Origin of the sequence: Burkholderia sp. 22PA0106, assembly GCF_047497155.1 — a bacterium.
Classification (GTDB): Bacteria; Pseudomonadota; Gammaproteobacteria; order Burkholderiales; family Burkholderiaceae; genus Burkholderia.
The window spans coordinates 829,940-847,167 of the sequence record NZ_CP163162.1 but is presented as its reverse complement, the minus strand read 5'-3'; the positions used below and the strand labels follow the sequence as shown (position 1 = coordinate 847,167).

The 17,228-nt window shown below is 65.0% G+C and carries 17 protein-coding genes; 8 read left to right on the top strand and 9 right to left on the bottom strand.

What is annotated here, in order from left to right:
* Positions 1–194 precede the first annotated feature (194 nt).
* Positions 195–1,193: a LysR family transcriptional regulator gene (locus AB4850_RS03685; protein WP_414441253.1), complete on the top strand. Its 999-nt coding sequence runs from the start codon at positions 195–197 to the stop codon at positions 1,191–1,193.
* A gap of 25 nt (positions 1,194–1,218) precedes the next feature.
* On the opposite strand, the gene AB4850_RS03680 is transcribed toward AB4850_RS03685, so the two are convergent.
* From AB4850_RS03680 to AB4850_RS03650, 7 genes are all read right to left on the bottom strand, one after another.
* Positions 1,219–2,385 carry a porin gene (locus AB4850_RS03680; protein WP_414441252.1) on the bottom strand — a complete coding sequence of 389 codons (1,167 nt, stop codon included), beginning with the start codon at positions 2,383–2,385 and terminating at the stop codon, positions 1,219–1,221.
* A 183-nt stretch (positions 2,386–2,568) separates the two neighbouring features.
* On the bottom strand, positions 2,569–3,555 hold the full coding sequence (locus AB4850_RS03675) for a dipeptidase (protein WP_414441251.1): 987 nt from the start codon (positions 3,553–3,555) through the stop codon (positions 2,569–2,571).
* Positions 3,556–3,637: 82 nt separating this feature from the next.
* A complete protein-coding gene (locus AB4850_RS03670) occupies positions 3,638–4,393 on the bottom strand; it encodes an ABC transporter ATP-binding protein (protein WP_414441949.1) in 756 nt (251 codons plus the stop codon).
* Complete coding sequence (locus AB4850_RS03665; RefSeq protein WP_414441250.1) at positions 4,390–5,217, bottom strand: ABC transporter ATP-binding protein; 828 nt, start codon at positions 5,215–5,217, stop codon at positions 4,390–4,392. The genes AB4850_RS03670 and AB4850_RS03665 overlap by 4 nt, the downstream gene beginning before the upstream one ends.
* Before the next feature lie 3 nt (positions 5,218–5,220).
* The gene (locus AB4850_RS03660) at positions 5,221–6,144 is read right to left on the bottom strand and encodes an ABC transporter permease (protein ID WP_414441249.1); all 924 of its coding nucleotides are present in this window, start codon (positions 6,142–6,144) and stop codon (positions 5,221–5,223) included.
* A gap of 19 nt (positions 6,145–6,163) precedes the next feature.
* Positions 6,164–7,201, bottom strand: a complete 1,038-nt coding sequence (locus tag AB4850_RS03655) for an ABC transporter permease (RefSeq protein ID WP_414441248.1) — start codon at positions 7,199–7,201, stop codon at positions 6,164–6,166.
* Positions 7,198–8,793 carry an ABC transporter substrate-binding protein gene (locus AB4850_RS03650; RefSeq protein ID WP_414441247.1) on the bottom strand — a complete coding sequence of 532 codons (1,596 nt, stop codon included), beginning with the start codon at positions 8,791–8,793 and terminating at the stop codon, positions 7,198–7,200. The genes AB4850_RS03655 and AB4850_RS03650 overlap by 4 nt, the downstream gene beginning before the upstream one ends.
* 213 nt (positions 8,794–9,006) lie before the next feature.
* Between AB4850_RS03650 and AB4850_RS03645 the strand changes: the two genes are divergently transcribed.
* From AB4850_RS03645 to AB4850_RS03630, 4 genes are all read left to right on the top strand, one after another.
* Positions 9,007–9,366, top strand: coding sequence for a RidA family protein (locus AB4850_RS03645; protein ID WP_414441246.1), 360 nt, complete (start codon positions 9,007–9,009; stop codon positions 9,364–9,366).
* Between the two features lie 14 nt (positions 9,367–9,380).
* Positions 9,381–10,790, top strand: coding sequence for a 3-isopropylmalate dehydratase large subunit (gene leuC / locus AB4850_RS03640; protein ID WP_414441245.1), 1,410 nt, complete (start codon positions 9,381–9,383; stop codon positions 10,788–10,790).
* A gap of 67 nt (positions 10,791–10,857) precedes the next feature.
* Complete coding sequence (gene leuD, locus AB4850_RS03635) at positions 10,858–11,523, top strand: 3-isopropylmalate dehydratase small subunit (RefSeq protein ID WP_414441244.1); 666 nt, start codon at positions 10,858–10,860, stop codon at positions 11,521–11,523.
* A gap of 16 nt (positions 11,524–11,539) precedes the next feature.
* Positions 11,540–12,439, top strand: a complete 900-nt coding sequence (locus tag AB4850_RS03630; RefSeq protein ID WP_414441243.1) for a dihydrodipicolinate synthase family protein — start codon at positions 11,540–11,542, stop codon at positions 12,437–12,439.
* Positions 12,440–12,497: 58 nt separating this feature from the next.
* On the opposite strand, the gene AB4850_RS03625 is transcribed toward AB4850_RS03630, so the two are convergent.
* Positions 12,498–13,589 carry a lactonase family protein gene (locus AB4850_RS03625; RefSeq protein ID WP_414441948.1) on the bottom strand — a complete coding sequence of 364 codons (1,092 nt, stop codon included), beginning with the start codon at positions 13,587–13,589 and terminating at the stop codon, positions 12,498–12,500.
* 325 nt (positions 13,590–13,914) lie between these two features.
* A complete protein-coding gene (locus AB4850_RS03620; RefSeq protein WP_414441242.1) occupies positions 13,915–14,136 on the bottom strand; it encodes a hypothetical protein in 222 nt (73 codons plus the stop codon).
* Positions 14,137–14,310: 174 nt separating this feature from the next.
* Here AB4850_RS03620 and AB4850_RS03615 point away from each other — a divergent pair, with 174 nt between their 5' ends.
* From AB4850_RS03615 to AB4850_RS03605, 3 genes are all read left to right on the top strand, one after another.
* The gene (locus tag AB4850_RS03615; protein WP_414441241.1) at positions 14,311–15,087 is read left to right on the top strand and encodes a hydroxypyruvate isomerase family protein; all 777 of its coding nucleotides are present in this window, start codon (positions 14,311–14,313) and stop codon (positions 15,085–15,087) included.
* Positions 15,088–15,395: 308 nt separating this feature from the next.
* Positions 15,396–16,463 carry an isocitrate/isopropylmalate dehydrogenase family protein gene (locus AB4850_RS03610; protein WP_414441240.1) on the top strand — a complete coding sequence of 356 codons (1,068 nt, stop codon included), beginning with the start codon at positions 15,396–15,398 and terminating at the stop codon, positions 16,461–16,463.
* A complete protein-coding gene (locus AB4850_RS03605) occupies positions 16,460–17,185 on the top strand; it encodes a GntR family transcriptional regulator (protein ID WP_414441239.1) in 726 nt (241 codons plus the stop codon). The genes AB4850_RS03610 and AB4850_RS03605 overlap by 4 nt, the downstream gene beginning before the upstream one ends.
* Positions 17,186–17,228: the final 43 nt, after the last annotated feature.

The window sequence follows — 17,228 nt, the reverse complement described above, 5'->3', positions numbered from 1 at the left end:
CGACAGGTTCAGGAAAACAGCATAGGTGTACCTAGTATCAGGAATTCTAATAGTGTAGCGCGGCATGCCTGATGGTGCGGCGTGCCCGTTGTACATGGATTACACGGGCATCGGCCGGATTATGGCCACGGTATGATGGCGCGCCCACGCCGCGCAACGCGCCGGGGCGTGCCCGACCTCTTCCCGGTATCGACATGGCCGAGCCATCGCCCCAACGCTATCCCGAATGGGAGCCGCTGCTCACCTGGGTCACGCTGATCCAGACAGGCTCCTTTGCCGACACCTCGCGCAAGCTCGGCATCTCGCAAGCAGCCGTCTCGCAACGCATCAAGCTGCTCGAGGAAATCATGGGCACGCTGCTGCTGGATCGCACCAGCCGCCCGGCGCGCCCGACGCCGGCCGGCGATCGGCTGTTCGAACACGCCAGCGGGCTGCTGCGCGGCGCCGATCAGATGATGGAAGCGGTGCGGCGCATCTCGCGCTCGCGGCGGCCGGTGGTGCGCATCGGTTGCGTCGATTCGTTCGCCGCCACCGGCGGGCCGATCATCATTCGCGCGCTGTCCTCGGTGGCGCACCAGATCCGCCTGTGGTCCGGCTCGGCCGACCTGCTTCAGCAGGAACTGGAACAGCGCCAGGTCGACATCGCCATCACGCCGGTCGGCGGCCCGGCCACGGCCGGCATCCGGCGCGTGAAGCTGTTCTCGGAAGCGTTCGTGGCGGTCTTGCCGGCGTCCGCCGAAACCGGCCAGCCCGGTTCGCTGGCCGAGCTGGCGCGAACGCTGCCGCTGATCCGCTACTCGGCGCGCAGCAACAACGGCCGGGCCATCGAGGCCTACCTGGGCGCAAACGGCGACGCGATCGAGAACACCTGCGAATTCGACACGACCGAGCCGCTGTTGAGCATGGTCGGATCGGGCCTGGGCTTCGCCCTCACCACGCCGCTCTGCATCTGGCAGGCGCGCCACCATATTCCGCAGCTTCGGGTGCTGCCGCTCGGCGCGTTCCGGCGCAAGGACAAGCCCTACCCGGACCTGTCGCGCACGTTCTACCTGCTGTATCGCGAGAACGACCTCGGCCCGCTCGCCGACGAATTGCGCGGCCTGATCGTGCAAGCGTTCACGCGGCAGGTGATCCCCGCGGTAGCCACCGCGTTGTCGTTCAAGGAAGCCGACTTGATCTCGATCGCGTCGTAAGCGGCGGCAGGCGGCGGCAGGCAGGTCAGAAGCGATGCGTGATGCCGAAGTAGGCGCCCAGTTGCGAGCCGCTCGCCGACTGCAAGCCGCCATCGCCGATCGACGCCGTGGCCGGCACCGCGAGCTTGCCGCTCAAGGTTTGCCCAGCCGAGCGCTGATAGCCCACCAGCGCGTACAACGACGTACGCACCGACAGCAGATACTGCGCGCCCGCGCCCAGCTGGTTGTAATGCGCGGACTGCGATCCGTTCGAATTCGTGTAGCTGTACGAAAGGCCCGCGATGACGGCCGGGGTGAACTTGTAGTTGACGAACGCCGACCACGCGTTGAAGGCCTCGGTTTCGGAAAACGCCGTTTGCAGCGCAACGGCCGGCTTGTAGCGCGTATTGCTGTAGCCCGCGCCCACCGTGAGGCCGCCGATGTCGTAGGTGGCCACCGCCCGCGCGATCTGCAGCGATTGCGCCGCCAGCGCGTAGGCGCCGCTCGCGAGCGAGTTGTTGATCACGTCCGACGTGTTGAACGCGGTATTGCCCGGATTGAATTTCGCGATGTAGTAGCCCGCGCCGAGCGTCACCCCGCCGAACTTGTAGGTGCCCGCCACGGCGGCGGTCTGGCCCATGCTGATGTCGCCGGCCGCGCCGCCGAACGCGTACATCGCGACCAGCTTCAGGTTGTCGCGCGACGGGCTCGTGTACTTGATCGCATTGCTGACGCGCCCGCTGTTGTCGTAGTTGTCGAGATCGCCCGGCGTCACGTTCACGGTGCCCCACACGTTGTCGGCCGACAGCGGTTGCAGCAGATCCTTCAGCGCATCGTACTGACGGCCCAGCGTGACCGTGCCCCACGCCTGGCTGCCGATCCCCACGTAGGCCTGACGCCCGAACTCCCGGCCGCCCTGCCCTAGCGCGCCGGTGCCGGGCCGGAAGCCGCTTTCCAGCACGAACACCGCCTGCAGGCCGCCGCCGAGGTCTTCACGGCCGCGCAGGCCCCAGCGGTTGCCGATCAACTGACTGTTGGTAAACGAAACCTGATTGGCGTTGCGGCTCTTGTCGGCCGCGCTGGCGACGTTATGCGTGAAGCCGATGCCCGCATCGATGATGCCGTACAGCGTGACCGAGCTTTGCGCATGCGCGGCGGATGCCGCGCCCAACGCCATCAGCAGCGCGGCGGCCGAAATGATTTTCCGTTTCATGGTGATCTCCAGTGTGGGTAACGACCGATCCGGTGTTCCGCATCGCTTCGGGGTGGATTTGAATTTAGTATCCCGAATTAATTCGAGCGGTCTGACGGAACGGCTTTCAGGAACAACAGCTTGCCAATTCGGGAGGCCGCGAAGCGCCGGAAAACCGGTCGTTCGCGGCCTTTTGTCAGACCCTCACTTCCACACCTGACGCGCGACGCGCAGGTGATTGACGCCGAGAATCTTCACGATCGCATCGGCCGGGTAACCCTTGTCGAACAGCATCCTCACCAGCGACGGCAGACGCTCCGGCTCGACCATCGGCGCGGGCGTCGGATAGCCGCGCGACGGCGGAAACAGGTCGGGACGCGACGTGTAGAACGACACCAGTTCCTCGATATCGAACACGTAGTCGAAGCCGAGGCCCACGTGATCGGGGCCGACCAGTTCGACCATGTGATCGAGATGCCGGAAGATCGCCTCGTTGCGGCTGTCGAGATCGCCCTGCGCATCCTTGCCGACGAAGCGGCCAATGCCGTTGATCCCCACCACCCCGCCCGACTGCGCGCAGGCCACGATCAGTTCATCGGGAATGTTGCGCGGATGCTCGTATACGGCATGCGCATTCGAATGCGAGAAGATCACCGGCCCGCGCGCGTGATCGAGCACGTCGCGCGCGGTGCGCCAGCCGGTGTGCGAACAGCACGGCACCATGCCCACTCGCGCCATCTCGTCGATCACGCTGCGGCCGAACGCGGTCAGCCCCGTGTCATCGTCCAGGCAGCCGCCACCCACGTCGTTGTTGCGGTTGTAGGCCATCAGCATCCAGCGCACGCCCAGCTCCGCGTACATCTCGACCATGCTCAATTGCCCGCCCAGCAGGCCCGCGCCCTCGATGTCGAAGCAGATGCCGAGCCGCCCCTCGGCCTTGGCGCGCTCGATGTCGGCCACGCCACCGATCAGCAGGAAACGGTCGGCGTGACGCTTGACCCAGTTGCGGAAATGGGCGAGCGTGCCGACGGCCTCGTTGATCGTATTCAGGTCCATGCCGATATTGAGCGTCACGACCGAATAGCCCGCCTGCCGATAACGCTCGAGCTGCGGCAGGAAATCGTCGTCCGCACGCAGCGGCATGCAACCGTGATTGTCCCAGGCGATCGCCTGGTCCAGGACTTGACGCACATCCAATTCAGTTTGCATAACTAAGTGATATGAATTCGTTGAAAATGAAAATCGGCGCGAGCGCGTCGCGCCGCCCGGAACGTCAGTGCGATTCAGTGGCGAACGGATCCTCGATGTCGTCACTCAGCTCGCGCAGGCGTCGCGTGTAGTCGGTGGCGATGCGGCGTTCGCGCAAATCATTGGCCGAGAGCGTTTCCACGATCTCGCCGTTTTGCATCACCGCGATCCGCTCGCACAGGTGCGCCACCGCTGCCAGGTTGTGGCCCACCATGATGTAGGTGAGCCCGAGCGACACGCGCAGGTCGGCGAGCAGGTTCAGCACCTCGGCCTGGATCGACACGTCGAGCGCGCTGGTCGGCTCGTCGAGCAGCAGCACCTTCGGCCCGGCGATCAGCGCGCGCGCGATCGCCACGCGCTGGCGCTGGCCGCCCGACAATTGATGCGGATAGCGAAAACGCACCGACAGCGGCAGCGCCACCTCGCTCAGTGCGCGCGCCACGCGGCTGTCCACGTCGCCCAGGCCGTGGATCGCCAGCGGCTCGCTGAGGGCGCGGTCGATCGTCTGGCGCGGGTGCAGCGATCCGTAGGGGTCCTGAAACACCATCTGCACGTCGCGATAGAACGCCTTGCTGCGCTTCGCGCCTTCCGCCCGCCCGCCAATGCGCAGCGTGCCGCTCCAGTCGCCGTTCAGCCCGGCCAGCGCACGCAGCACGGTGGATTTGCCCGAGCCGCTCTCGCCGACCAGCCCGAAGGCCTCGCCCTTGCCCACCGTGAACGAGGCGCGCTTGACCGCCTGATACGGGCCGAACCGCACGTCCAGGTTCTCGACTTCGATCATTCGCTCCATGCCGCGCTCCGCTCCAGTGTCTTCAGCCGCGCGCGGGGGCGCGCGAGCGACGGCATGCATTCGAGCAGGCCGCGCGTATAGGGATGGCGCGCCTGCGCCAGTTCGCTCGCCTTCAGTTCCTCGACCACCCGGCCCGCGTACATCACCATCACGCGGTCGCAGAAGCGCGAAACCAGCGGCAAGTCATGGCTGATCAGCAGCAGCGACATGCCGCGCTGCGCCACCAGCGTTTCGAGCAGCCGCAGGATGTCGGCCTGCACCGAGACGTCGAGCGCGCTGGTCGGCTCGTCGGCGATCAGCATTTCCGGATCGGGCGCGAGCATCATCGCGATCATCACGCGCTGGCCCATGCCGCCCGACAGCTCGTTCGGATAGGCGGCCGCCACGCGGCGCGGGTCGCGGATCTTCACCTGATCGAGCAAATCGAGCGCGGCCTCGAACGCGGCCTTGCGGCCCTCGCCGCGATGCGCGCGCCAGGTTTCGGCGATCTGCGCGCCCACGCTCATCACCGGGTTCAGCGAATACTTCGGGTCCTGCATGATCAGGCCCGCGCGCTTGCCGCGAATCCGGCGCATCTGCGCTTCGTCGGCGGCCTGGATATCGATGCCGTCGAAGCTCAGTTGCTCGGCCGACATCGTCGCGCGGCTCGGCAGCAGCTTGAGGATCGAGCGCGCCGTCAGCGATTTGCCCGAACCCGATTCGCCGACGATGCCGAGCTTCTCCTGGCCGAGCCGGAACGACACGCCCTTGACGGCCTCCACTTCGCCGGCCGGCGACGCGAACTTCACCCTGAGGTTGTTGACCTGGATTTCCATCGATTACTCCGATTTCGGGTCGAACACGTCGCGCAGACCGTCGCCGAGCAGGTTGAAGGCGAGCGAGGCGACGAAGATCGCCAGGCCCGGGATGGCCGGCACCCACCATTGCTGCAGGATGAAGCCGCGCGTGCTGGCGATCATCGCGCCCCACTCGGGCGACGGCGCCTGCGCGCCCATGCCGAGAAAGCCGAGGCCGGCCGCGGTCAGCACGATGCCGCTCACGTCGAGCGCCACCCGCACGATCACCGACGAGATGCACAAGGGCATGATGTGACGCAGCACGATGCGCGCCGCCGAGGCGCCCGTCAGGCGAATCGCCGAGACGAAATCGGCCTGCCGGATCACCAGCGTTTCGGCGCGCGCGATCCGCGCATACGGCGGCCACGCCGTCAGCGCGATCGCCAGCACCACGCTCGTCAGGCCGGGCTTCAGCGCCGACACGAAGGCGAGCGCGAGCACCAGCTTCGGGAACGCCAGGAACACGTCGGTCACGCGCATCAGCACGCGGTCCACCCAGCCGCCCGCGTAGCCGGCCACGCTGCCCACCAGCAGCCCGAGCGGCGCGACCATCGCGACGATCATCACGGCGATGCCGAGCGTGATGCGCGCGCCGAACAGCAGCCGGCTGTACAGATCGCGGCCGAGCTGGTCGGTGCCGAGCCAATGCGCGGCCGACGGCGGCGCGAGCCGCAGCGCCAGGTCCTGCGCATCGGGATCGTGGGTGGCCAGTTGCGGCGCGAAGATCGCCACCGCGAACAGCGCGAGCAGGATCACCAGCCCGGTCATGGCCAGCCAGTTGCCGCGGAACTGCAGCCAGCCGCGATACGCCATGCCGATCGCCGCCTGACGCCGCGATTGCGGCGTGTCGGTCAGCACCCAGTTGCGCCAGTTGCGCATGCGTCGCCCTGTCGAGAGCGTATTCATCGTCATGTCTCCTCCTGTCTCACTTCACGCGCGGGTCGAGCCACCGGTAGGCCAGATCGGCCAGGAAGTTCGAGCCGACGTAGACGGCGCCGATCACCAGCGTGGCGCCCAGCACCGCATTCATGTCCGCGTTCAGCAGCGAGCGCGTCAGGTATTGCCCGAGCCCCGGCCAACTGAACACCGTTTCGGTCAGCACCGAGCCTTCGAGCAGGCTCGCGTAGGCCAGTGCGATCACCACCATCAGGCGTCCTGAAATATTCGCGAACGCGTGGCGCCAGAGAATCCGCATCGGCGACAGCCCCTTGGCGCGCGCGGTCACCACGAACTCGCCGGCCAGCGCGTCGAGCATGAACGTGCGCGTCATCCGCACCAGCATCGACATGCTGACGAAGGCCAGCATCAGCGCGGGCATCGCGAGGTGGGCGAGCGCGTCGCGAAACACATCCCATTGCCCGTCGAGCGCTGCGTCGATCACGAGCGCACCGGTGGTGAACGGCACCATGCCCTCGTAGGCGACGTCCTGCTGGCCCACGCCTGGCGCGAGGTTCAGCTTCACGTAGAACACCAGCAGGCACAGCAGCGCCAGCACGAACGCCGGAATCGACTGGCCGCTCAGGCTGACCAGCCGGATCAGCCCGTCCAGGCGCGAGCCTGCGCGCGCGGCAGACAGCACGCCGAGCGGCACGCCCACCATCACCGCGATCAGGATCGCGGCGGTGGCCAGCTCCAGCGTGGCCGGGAAAAACTGGCGGATATCGGCCACCACCGATTGCCCCGTCATCACCGAGGTGCCGAGATCGCCGTGCGCGAGGTGCTGAAGGTAGATCCAGAACTGCGTCAGCAGCGGCTTGTCGAGCCCCAGTTCGAGCCGCACGCGCGCCACCACGTCGGGCGTGGCGCGGTCGCCGACGATCGCCAGCACCGGATCGACCGGCATGGCGCGGCCGATCAGGAACGTGACGAGCACCAGCCCGAACAGCGTGGCGGCGATCGCGGACGCCGCCGACACCGAGGTGCGCAGCCGCAGGCCCAGCGGGCCGGTCTTGAGCGTGCTCATGATTTACGGATTCCCGAATAATGCGTGTAGGCATCGATCGGCCCGATCGACAGGCCCGTCACGCCGGCGCGCACCGCCACCACGTTGCGCTTTTGCAGCATGAACATGATCGGCGCGGTCTCCCAGAAGTCGCGCTGGATCTGCTGGTAGATGGCGAGCCGCCTGGCCGGATCGAGTTCGCGATCGGCGGCGGCCGAGGCGGCGGTCAGCTTCGCGTCGACGAAATGGTTGTTCCAGGCGCCGTTGCGCACCTTGGCGCTGTCGCTGTCGTCGGGGTTCGACACGAAGTACGACACGAACGAGCTGGGGTCGAGGTGATCGGCGGCGAAGCGGCCGAGCTGCATCTGGTGCTTGCGCGCGCGGCGCTTGGCCAGCACCTGCGCGTAATCGCCGGCCAGCAGTTGCAGGCGGATGCCGACCTGGGCGAGATCGGCCTGCATCGCCTGCGCGATGTCCGGGTACGGCCAGATGTTCGGGTGATCGAGCGTGACCGTGAAGCCGTCGGCGAAACCCGCCTTGGCCAGCAGCGCCTTCGCCTTCGCCACATCCTTGTGGAACGGCTTGTCGGTCAGCGCGCCGGGCGTGCCCTTCGGCAGCACCGCCTGCGCCGAGGCCCAGAGCCCCGGCGTCACATGCTGCGCGATCGCCTCGTAATCGATCGCCCACTTGACCGCCTGCAGCACCTCGCGCTTCTGGAACATCGGCGCGGCCATATTCATCTGCAGATAGATTTGCGTGAGCGCGTCGGTGCCCGTCACCGTGATCGACTTGTCGGCGGACGCCGCGCGCAGCTCGTCGGAGCCGAGCGTGCGGGCGATGTCGAGATCGCCCTTCTGCAATTGCAGCAGCTCGGCCGACGGCTCCGCCATGTGGCGGATCACGAGGCGCGGCACCTTCGGCTGCACCGCCGCGCTCGGATTGGCCGCCAGCGTGATACGCGAGCCGGCCTGCCAATCGAGGAGACGATAAGCGCCCGCGCCGGCCGAATGCTTGCGCAGCCACAGGTTGCCCATGTCGCCATCCACCTCGTGCTGCATCACCACCTTCTGCTCGACGATGCCGGCCACGGTGGTGGACAGCGTGGCCAGCACCAGCCCGCTGGCCAGCGCGCGCGGCAGCGTGATCGTCACCACCTTGGCGTCCACCGCGCGCACGGCGGTGTCGGCGTTGGCGGCGCTCAGGCCGATCTGGGTCAGCAGGAAGCTCGGCGACTTGTTCAGCTTGACGGCGCGCTGCAGGCTGTACGCCACGTCCTGCGCCGTGACCGGTGCGCCGCTGTCGAAGCGGGCGTCGCCGCGCAGCGTGAAGCGGTATTCGAGGCCGTTCGGCGCGATCTCCACGTGCTCGGCCAGGTCGCCCGCCAGGCCGCCGGGCTTCGACGGGTCGTAGCCCATCAAGGCGCGGTACATGTTGGGCAGGATGTCGGCGCTCGCATCGTAGGCCTCGGCCGGATCGAAACCGTTGACGATTCCGTCGATCGCCTCGCCGAGCACGACGATGCCCTGCGGCGTGGCATGGGCATACAGCGGGTAAAGACTGGATGCGCAGGCGAGTGTCGCACTCGTCCTGAGGAATCCGCGGCGTGTGAGCATCGTGCATCTCCTATTTGATGAATAACCGTGGCCGGCGGCCGGAGGCGGAATGAGCCGCGACGAGCGCCGTTTCAAAAAGCGTAGTCATCCAAAAAAATGTCACACGCAACTTCAGCCATGCTTATCTTGAACATCAGCCGCGCTTAAAGCGAAAGTGCCGCGTCATGGCGGTGTCATTGTGTTTCCGGTCCATCCAACCCACCGGAGATTTCCATGATCAAGCGCTTTGGCAGCGGCCGAAGAATTTCGGATGCCGTGACATTCGGCGGGGTGTTCGAGTCGTCGGGCCAGGTTGCCGACGACATGAGCGCCGACATCGCGGGGCAGACGCAACAGGTGCTCGACACGCTCGACCGGCTGCTGGCCGACGCCGGCTACGCGAAGGCGGACCTCACGCGCGTGCAGGTCTGGCTCGCCGATATCGGCGATTTCGGCGCGATGAACCGGGTGTACGAGGCCTGGCTGGCCGACAGCCCGAAGCCCGCGCGCGCCTGCATCGAATCGAAGCTGGCCGACCCGCGCTACCTCGTCGAGATGCAGGCCTTCGCGTACCGCGACCACGACACCGTTTGAATACCCCACCCACCATGGCACAAACCCTCTACGACAAACTGTGGAACACGCACGTGATCCGCACCGAGGAAGACGGCACCTCGCTCCTCTACATCGACCGTCACCTGCTGCATGAAATGACCAGCCCGCAGGCCTTCGAAGGCCTGAACCTGGCCGGCCGCCCGGTGTGGCGCGTCGGCGCGAACCTGGCCGTGGCCGACCACAACGTGCCGACCACCGACCGCAGCGTCGGCGTGGACGACCCGGTGGCAAAGCTGCAGCTCGACATGCTCGACGTCAATTGCGACGCGCACGGCGTGCTCAAGTTCGGCATGAGCGACCCGCGCCAGGGCATCACGCACATCATCGGGCCGGAGCAAGGCGCGACGCTGCCGGGCATGACGATCGTCTGCGGCGATTCGCATACCTCCACGCACGGCGCGTTCGGCGCGCTCGCGCACGGCATCGGCACCTCGGAAGTGGAGCACGTGCTGGCCACCCAGACGCTGCTGCAACGCAAGAGCCGGAACATGCTGGTGACGGTCGGCGGCAAGCTGCCGCCCGGCTGCACGGCGAAGGACCTGGTGCTGACCATCATCGGCCGGATCGGCACGGCGGGCGGCACCGGCTACGCCATCGAATTCGGCGGCGAAACGATTCGCGCGCTGTCGATGGAAGGCCGCATGACCGTGTGCAACATGGCGATCGAGGCCGGCGCGCGGGTCGGCATGGTGGCGGTGGACGACACCACCATCGATTACCTGCTGGGCCGCCCGTACTCGCCGCAGGGTGCGCGCTGGGAGCGTGCCGTCGAACACTGGCGGCAGTTCCGCTCCGACGACGACGCGCAGTTCGACCGTGTGATCGAGATCGATGCCGCCGAGGTGGTGCCGCAGGTCAGTTGGGGCACCTCGCCCGAAATGGTCACGTCGATCGAAGCGCGCGTGCCGGACCCCGCCAACGAACCGAACGCCGTCAAGCGCGAGGCGATGACGCTCGCGCTGAAATACATGGCGCTCGAACCGAACCTGCCGATCGAGTCGATCCGCCCCGACAAGATCTTCATCGGCTCCTGCACGAATTCGCGGATCGAGGACCTGCGCGCCGCCGCCGACGTCGTGCGCAAGCTGGGCCGCCGCATCGCGCCGACCATCCGCCTCGCGATGGTGGTGCCCGGCTCCGGGCTGGTGAAGGCGCAGGCCGAGCGCGAAGGGCTGGACCAGGTGTTCAAGAATGCCGGCTTCGAATGGCGCGAGCCCGGCTGCTCGATGTGCCTCGCGATGAACGCCGACCGGCTCGAACCCGGCGAGCGCTGCGCGTCCACCTCGAACCGCAACTTCGAAGGCCGTCAGGGCGCGGGCGGCCGCACCCATCTGGTCAGCCCGGCGATGGCCGCGGCGGCGGCGATCGAAGGCCATTTCGTCGACGTCCGCAAGCTCGCCTGAGCGTTCCCGTCACAAGGTCGCGCCGCGCATGGCGGCGGCGCGACCGCTCTCAATCTGGTGATCAATCATGGATCAATTCGTTGTACATACCGGTGTGGTGGCGCCGCTCGATCGCGAGAACGTCGATACCGACGCCATCCTGCCCAAGCAGTTCCTGAAATCGATCAAGCGCACCGGCTTCGGCCCGAACGCGTTCGACGAATGGCGCTATCTCGACCGCGGCGAACCGGGCCGGGACAACACGCATCGCCCGCTGAACCCCGATTTCGTGCTGAACCAGCCGCGCTACCAAGGTGCGACGGTGCTGATCGCCCGCACCAACTTCGGCTGCGGCAGCTCGCGCGAACACGCGCCGTGGGCGCTCCATCAGTACGGCTTCCGCGCGCTGATCGCGCCGAGCTTCGCCGAAATCTTCTACAACAACTGCTTCAAGAACGGCCTGCTGCCGATCGTGCTGAGCGAGGCGCAGGTCGATCATCTGTTCCAGGCCACCTACGCGCAGGAAGGCTTCGCGCTGACGATCGATCTGGAGGCGCAAGTGGTGCGCGCGAGCGATACGGTGTCCTATCCGTTCGAGGTGACGGCGTTCCGCAAGTACTGCCTGCTGAACGGCCTCGACGATATCGCGATGACGCTGCGCCACGCCGATGCGATCCGCCAGTTCGAGGCCGGGCGCGTTGCCGAGCAGCCCTGGCTGAATCTTCAGGATGCCGAAGCGGCTGACCAGGCCTGAACTGGGAGACCCTGCCATGACATTCAAAGGCGTGTTCGCCAACCTGCCCACTGCGTTCGATGCGCACGGCCGCCTCGACCTCGCCACGCTGCGCGCGCGCATCGGCTGGCTGCTCGAACAGGGCGTGCACGGCCTCAGCGCGCAACTGTCGGCCGGCGAGTTCACCTACCTGAGCCTGGAGGAGCGGATGGCGCAGGCCACCGCCGTGATCGAGGCCGCCGAGGGCGCGGTGCCGGTGCTGATCGGCGTGTCGGCGGACCCGCTGGCCGACACGCTGCGCCTCGCCCGCCACGCGCAGGCGGCCGGCGCAGCGGCCGTGATGGTGATGCCGAAATCCTATTTCCGCCTGAACGACGACGAGATCGTCGCGCTGTATGCGGCGGTGGGCGAGGCCGTGTCGTGCCCGATCGGGATCTACAACAACCCGTTCACCACCGGCGTGGATCTGTCCGCCGCGCTGCACGGCAGGATCGCGGCGGCCTGCCCGATCGCCGTCACCAAGGACGGCAGCGGCGATATCGGGCGGGTGTCCGAGTTGCGCGCGGCCGGCAGCGCGTTCGCGTATCTGTGCGGCACGGAGTTCCAGTCGCTGCCGAGCTTCCTGCTCGGTGCGGACGGCTGCTGCAACGGCATCAACAGCGTATTCCCGGGCGTGATCGTCAGGCTCTACGACTGCGTCAGGCAGCAGCGCCTGGACGAAGCGGACGAGATCTTCCTGTCGCTCGCCCCGCTGTTTCGCTTCGTGCGCACGCACGGCGTGGTGAGGACAACGAAGGCTGCCGCCGAGATCGTCGGCCGCTCCTACGGCCCGCACCGGCTGCCGATGCGCGCGCTCGATGCCGATGCGATGCGGCAATTGCGCGACATCGTCGAAGGCTGCGAGTTGTTTGGCCTGCGCGGGGCGGGCCTGCATTGACACGGCAACGGCAACGGAAAATGATGCGCGGAATTCAGCAGACTTGCGCCGCCCCCGGCTAGCGTGAAAACACCATGCAGACAGGGCTGCCAGACTTCACGACGAGGCCGGTAGGCGCCAAGCTGCCATCCGCCGCATTCACCGAGAATGCGACGATCGTGTCGCTCTCCTCATTGAGCGCATACATGAATCGACCGTTCGGGCTGCTCGTGATGAAACGAGGTGTGCGACCGAGCGTCGACTGCGCGCCAACGAAGCGCAACGCCCCTCCGGACGGCTCGACGGCAAAGACCGAAATGGTGTCGTCACCCCGGTTCGATACGTAGACAAAGCGGCCGCTGCGATCCAACTCGATCTCCGAGGCTCGACTGTTGCCGGTGAAGCTCTCGGGTAAGGTCGAAAGCACCTGAAACGGATGGAGCGCACCCGTTACCTGATCGTAGCGATAGCTTGTGACGGTTGAGTCGAGTTCATCGACGACCCATGCTACCCGACCGTTCGGAGCAAACGCGATGTGGCGTGGGCCGGCCCCCTCGCGCGACACGACGAACGGCGTCGGCGCCGGGCTCAGCGTGCCATCCATAAAGCGGAAAGAGAAAATCCGGTCCAAGCCTTTGTCCGGGACGATCACATGGCGGCCGCTCGGATCAAACGGATTCGAATGCGGCTTCGACTGCGTTTGCTCAATGCGATGCGGCCCGATCGGACCATCGAGATGGACCCGTTGCGATACGGGTTCGAGCGATCCGTCGGCAGCGATAGGCAGGACCGCAAGGCTTGACCCCTGATAATTCGACACCACGACAAAACGCCCCGTGGGATCGATCGCGAGATAAACCGGATTCCTTCCTTGCGTGCTTTGTCGGTTCACGAACGTGAGTTGTCCGCTGACGGGATCGACGGACATCGCACTGATGTCACTCAGATCACCATGCACGGCATACAGATGCCGACCATCGGCACTCAAGGCAAGAAAGGACGGGTTCGCGAGGCCGCCGAGCACTTGCACCAACGAAAGCGCCCCTGTTTGCTCATCCACCCGGAACACGCTGATCCCATCACCGTGGGCATTGCGCTCCCGTGTAGTACGAGAGCCGACATAGGCAAACTTCGGATTGGGCCCATGCCGGCTCGGAACTTGTGACGGCATTTGAGCAAACGCAGCGCTCGTCTGCCCATCCAGCACCGCTGCGGCGCCGAGCGCGAGCACCTTCGTGATCCATCGGCGCCGCGCACTGCCTTGAGCATCGCAATCACGCGTCGACAGGGCATCGAAGTCCTGACCACAAGATCGATCGGTATGGTTCATCGTGTTCCCATGTAGTTGCAAACGCACCTTCTTTCGATTCGCATTCTGTTGTACTTAAATGCACTTTGCAGCCATGGAAAACACTACTCGATAGGTATCGATTTCTGCGGTATTTGCTGCGATTCATCGCACTATCACCCATATTTGAAGGCAATGCATATTTTTACTAAAAATGCATTTGAAAATAAAAAAGTGCAATCAAGGCCGAACTCGCCAACAGGCGATGCGCGTGGGTCGAGCGTTGCTGCGTGACGTTCGACCCCGCCATGGCGGCAGGTATGCCGCGAGAGGCCAGGGTGAACTGCGACCCGATCGCATCAAGGCCTCGCACCGCAAACCCGATGCAAACAGCCGGATTCCCAATCCGGCGGGACGGACGATCGGTCATCCGACCCAGGCTCGACGACCGTAGGGGTTCCCCTATAATTGTACGATACAATAACAAAGTACAATTCAAACCCAAGCACCAGGGTTACTACGGATCCTGGTGGGACCCGATGGCAGAACGCCGCCATCATCACGCGTTGCTGGGCAACCAGCAGGGTATCAAGCGAGGCTGGAGATGAAACTAAGTGCTCATTTGGGTTTTCAATTCAACGAGGTTCCATTCCTCGGCCGGTTCGCTGCCGCAGCTCAGGCCGGCTATCGGTATGTTGAATTTCCGGCGCCGTACGATTACGACATCGCTGTTTTGCGAGAACTCCTCGCCAGGAACAAACTTGAAGTCGTTCAGATCTGCACCCCGATGGGATCGGGCCTCAAGGAAAAAGGCCTGGCGGCGCTCTCCGAGCGCTGTCGCGAATTCAGGGATGGCGTGGATATCGCTCGCGAGGCCGCATTGGCCTTGAACAGCCCTCGTGTGCATGTGATGGCCGGCGTGGTGACCAACGAGACCGACGCCAACTGGCGAACATACGTTGAAAACGTGCGCATCGCCGTTCAAACCTTCGGCGCCGTCGGATTGAAAACGCTGGTCGAAGTCATGAGCCCGGTCGAGGTGCCCGGCTACTACATGTCTTCGTACGAATTGGCGGCGTCGCTCTTCGAGCTCGTCGATGATCCGAGGCTGGAACTGCTTTTCGATACCTATCATGCCGCATCGATCACCGGCGACACCGTGACCACGCTAAAAGCGTGGCTGCCCCGCATCGGCCACATCCAGATCTCGGATTTTCCAGGCCGACATGAGCCAGGGACCGGCACGCTCGCCTTCGATGAAATTCTTTCGGTTCTCGAGGAATCGGACTATCGCAACTGGCTGGGATGCGAATACCGTCCCAAGGCAGACACCGTCGCGGGGCTTCGGAGCCTCCCCCCGAACCTGCGCAACAAGCTGTAACGAGGCCCAACAACGAGGATGCGGAAAGTCGAGATTCTTCGTTGCGAATCCTCAACCAAAATTGTACTCTATAAAGACATGGTACATTTTGAGCGCCGAATCATGACCTTGTTTGTGCAAACGAACTCGTCATGGATCGAAGCTCCTCACCCGTCACGACTGAGCCAACGTCCAGTCGCGCTGCCTGATCGAAGCCCATCAGTCAGTTGATCGCGCCAGCATTTATCGCATTCGGTATCGTATGCAATAATCTCGCAGTCAATCTGAAGGCGGATCGGGAAGATTCCCCTTCAAATGGAAGAGACAACATGAAACTCGCAGTTCTCCCCGGCGACGACATCGGCCCGGAAATCATGGATGCAACCCTCGCAGTCGTTCGCGAGGCCGATAAAAAGTTCGGACTCGATCTCTCCCTGGAGATTCACGAAGTCGGCATGTCGCTGCACCGCAAGCGCGGCACGACGCTTCCACCGGAGGTCGTCGAGGCGGCCCGCGCGGCCGACGGCGTTCTGCTTGGGCCGGGCGGCATGACGCTGTATCCGCCGGCCGGCGAAGGTGGCATCAACATCCCGGGGACCATCCGCAAGCAACTGGATCTCTTCGCGAACATTCGTCCCGCACGCTCGCGCCCGGGCGTGCCGATGGCCCACCCGGGCCTCGATTGCGTGATCGTTCGCGAGAACACCGAAGGCTTCTACGCAGACCGCAACATGTTCAAGGGTTATGGCGAATTCATGCCGACGCCCGACTCCGCCATCGCGCTGCGCCTGATCACGGCAAAAGCCTCCCGCCGCATCGCGGAAACGGCGTTCAAGGTGGCGATGACCCGGCGCAAGCACGTCACCGTGGTCGGCAAGCGCCATGTCATGCAGGTCACCGATGGCCTGTTCATGAGCGAAGTCGACAAGGTCGCCGCGCAATACCCCGAGGTCAAGCTCCGCGAAATCGACGTGGACGCGATCGCGGCCGAGCTTTACACCAAGCCCGGCGCATTCGATGTGATCTTGACGACGAACATGTTCGGCGACATCTTGTCGAACCTGGTGAATGCGCTCGCAGGCGGGCTCGGCATGGCGTCGGCGCTCAACGTGGGTGAAGAGCATGCGGCTGCCAACGCGGGCCACGGCTCGGCGCCCGATATCGCCGGCAAGGGCATCGCCAACCCGATCGGCCTGATCCTGTCGGCTGCGGCCCTCCTCACCCACCTCGGTTTGCGCCCGGGTGCGCAGGCCTATGGCAAGGCAGGCCAAGCCATCGAACGCGCTGTCGACGCCGCACTCGCGCATGCGGAATCGCGCACCGGCGACCTCGGCGGGACCGCCGGGACCCAGGCCGTCACGGCCGCAATCTGTGGATATATCCGAGACCAACAGTGATTGATAACTCGACAGGCTGTAACTCAAGCGAATTCGACGCCGACGCGTCGAACCCGGCAACGCGCGGCCCGAACAACGCGATGCTGGCTTATCAAGAGATCAAGCGCCGAATCATGGACAACGTCTATACGGTCGGCGCACCGGTATCCATGCAGGAAACCGCCGATCTTCTGAACATGAGCCGCACGCCGATTCGCGACGCGCTGATCCGGTTGCAAGAGGAAAAGCTTGTCAGGTTCATCCCCAGGCATGGTTTTCAGGTGCTGCCGATTTCGGTCAAGGACACCGCCGAAATCTATCGGATCCTCGCTTCGCTCGAACTTCTGGCGATCGAGGATCTGCTCGCGAGCCCCCCTTCGCCTGAAATCATCGCGGAGCTGGACGCGAGCGTTGCCGGCCTGGAGCATGCGCTCGCAATCGGAGATCTCGACGCGTGGGCGAGGTTCGACGCCATCTTTCACGAGACCTTGGTCGAAGCCTCCGGAAATCAACGACTCATGATCCTGATTCGTCAGTTTCAGGATCAAACCCGGCGCGCACGACGCATCACACTGCACCTGAGATCGTCGCCGAAAGTGTCCACGAAGAACCATCGGAATCTCGTCGAAGCGATCAAGCTGAACGACGCCGAGAGCGCGTATGCGATCCACAAAGCGCAGCGATCGAGAAGCGCTGGCGAGCTGACCTCCATCCTGAAGACGCTGGATATACGACATCTATAAACGGACCAAGGCGCTGCACGAGCAAGAAAGAGGAGCGGCGCCT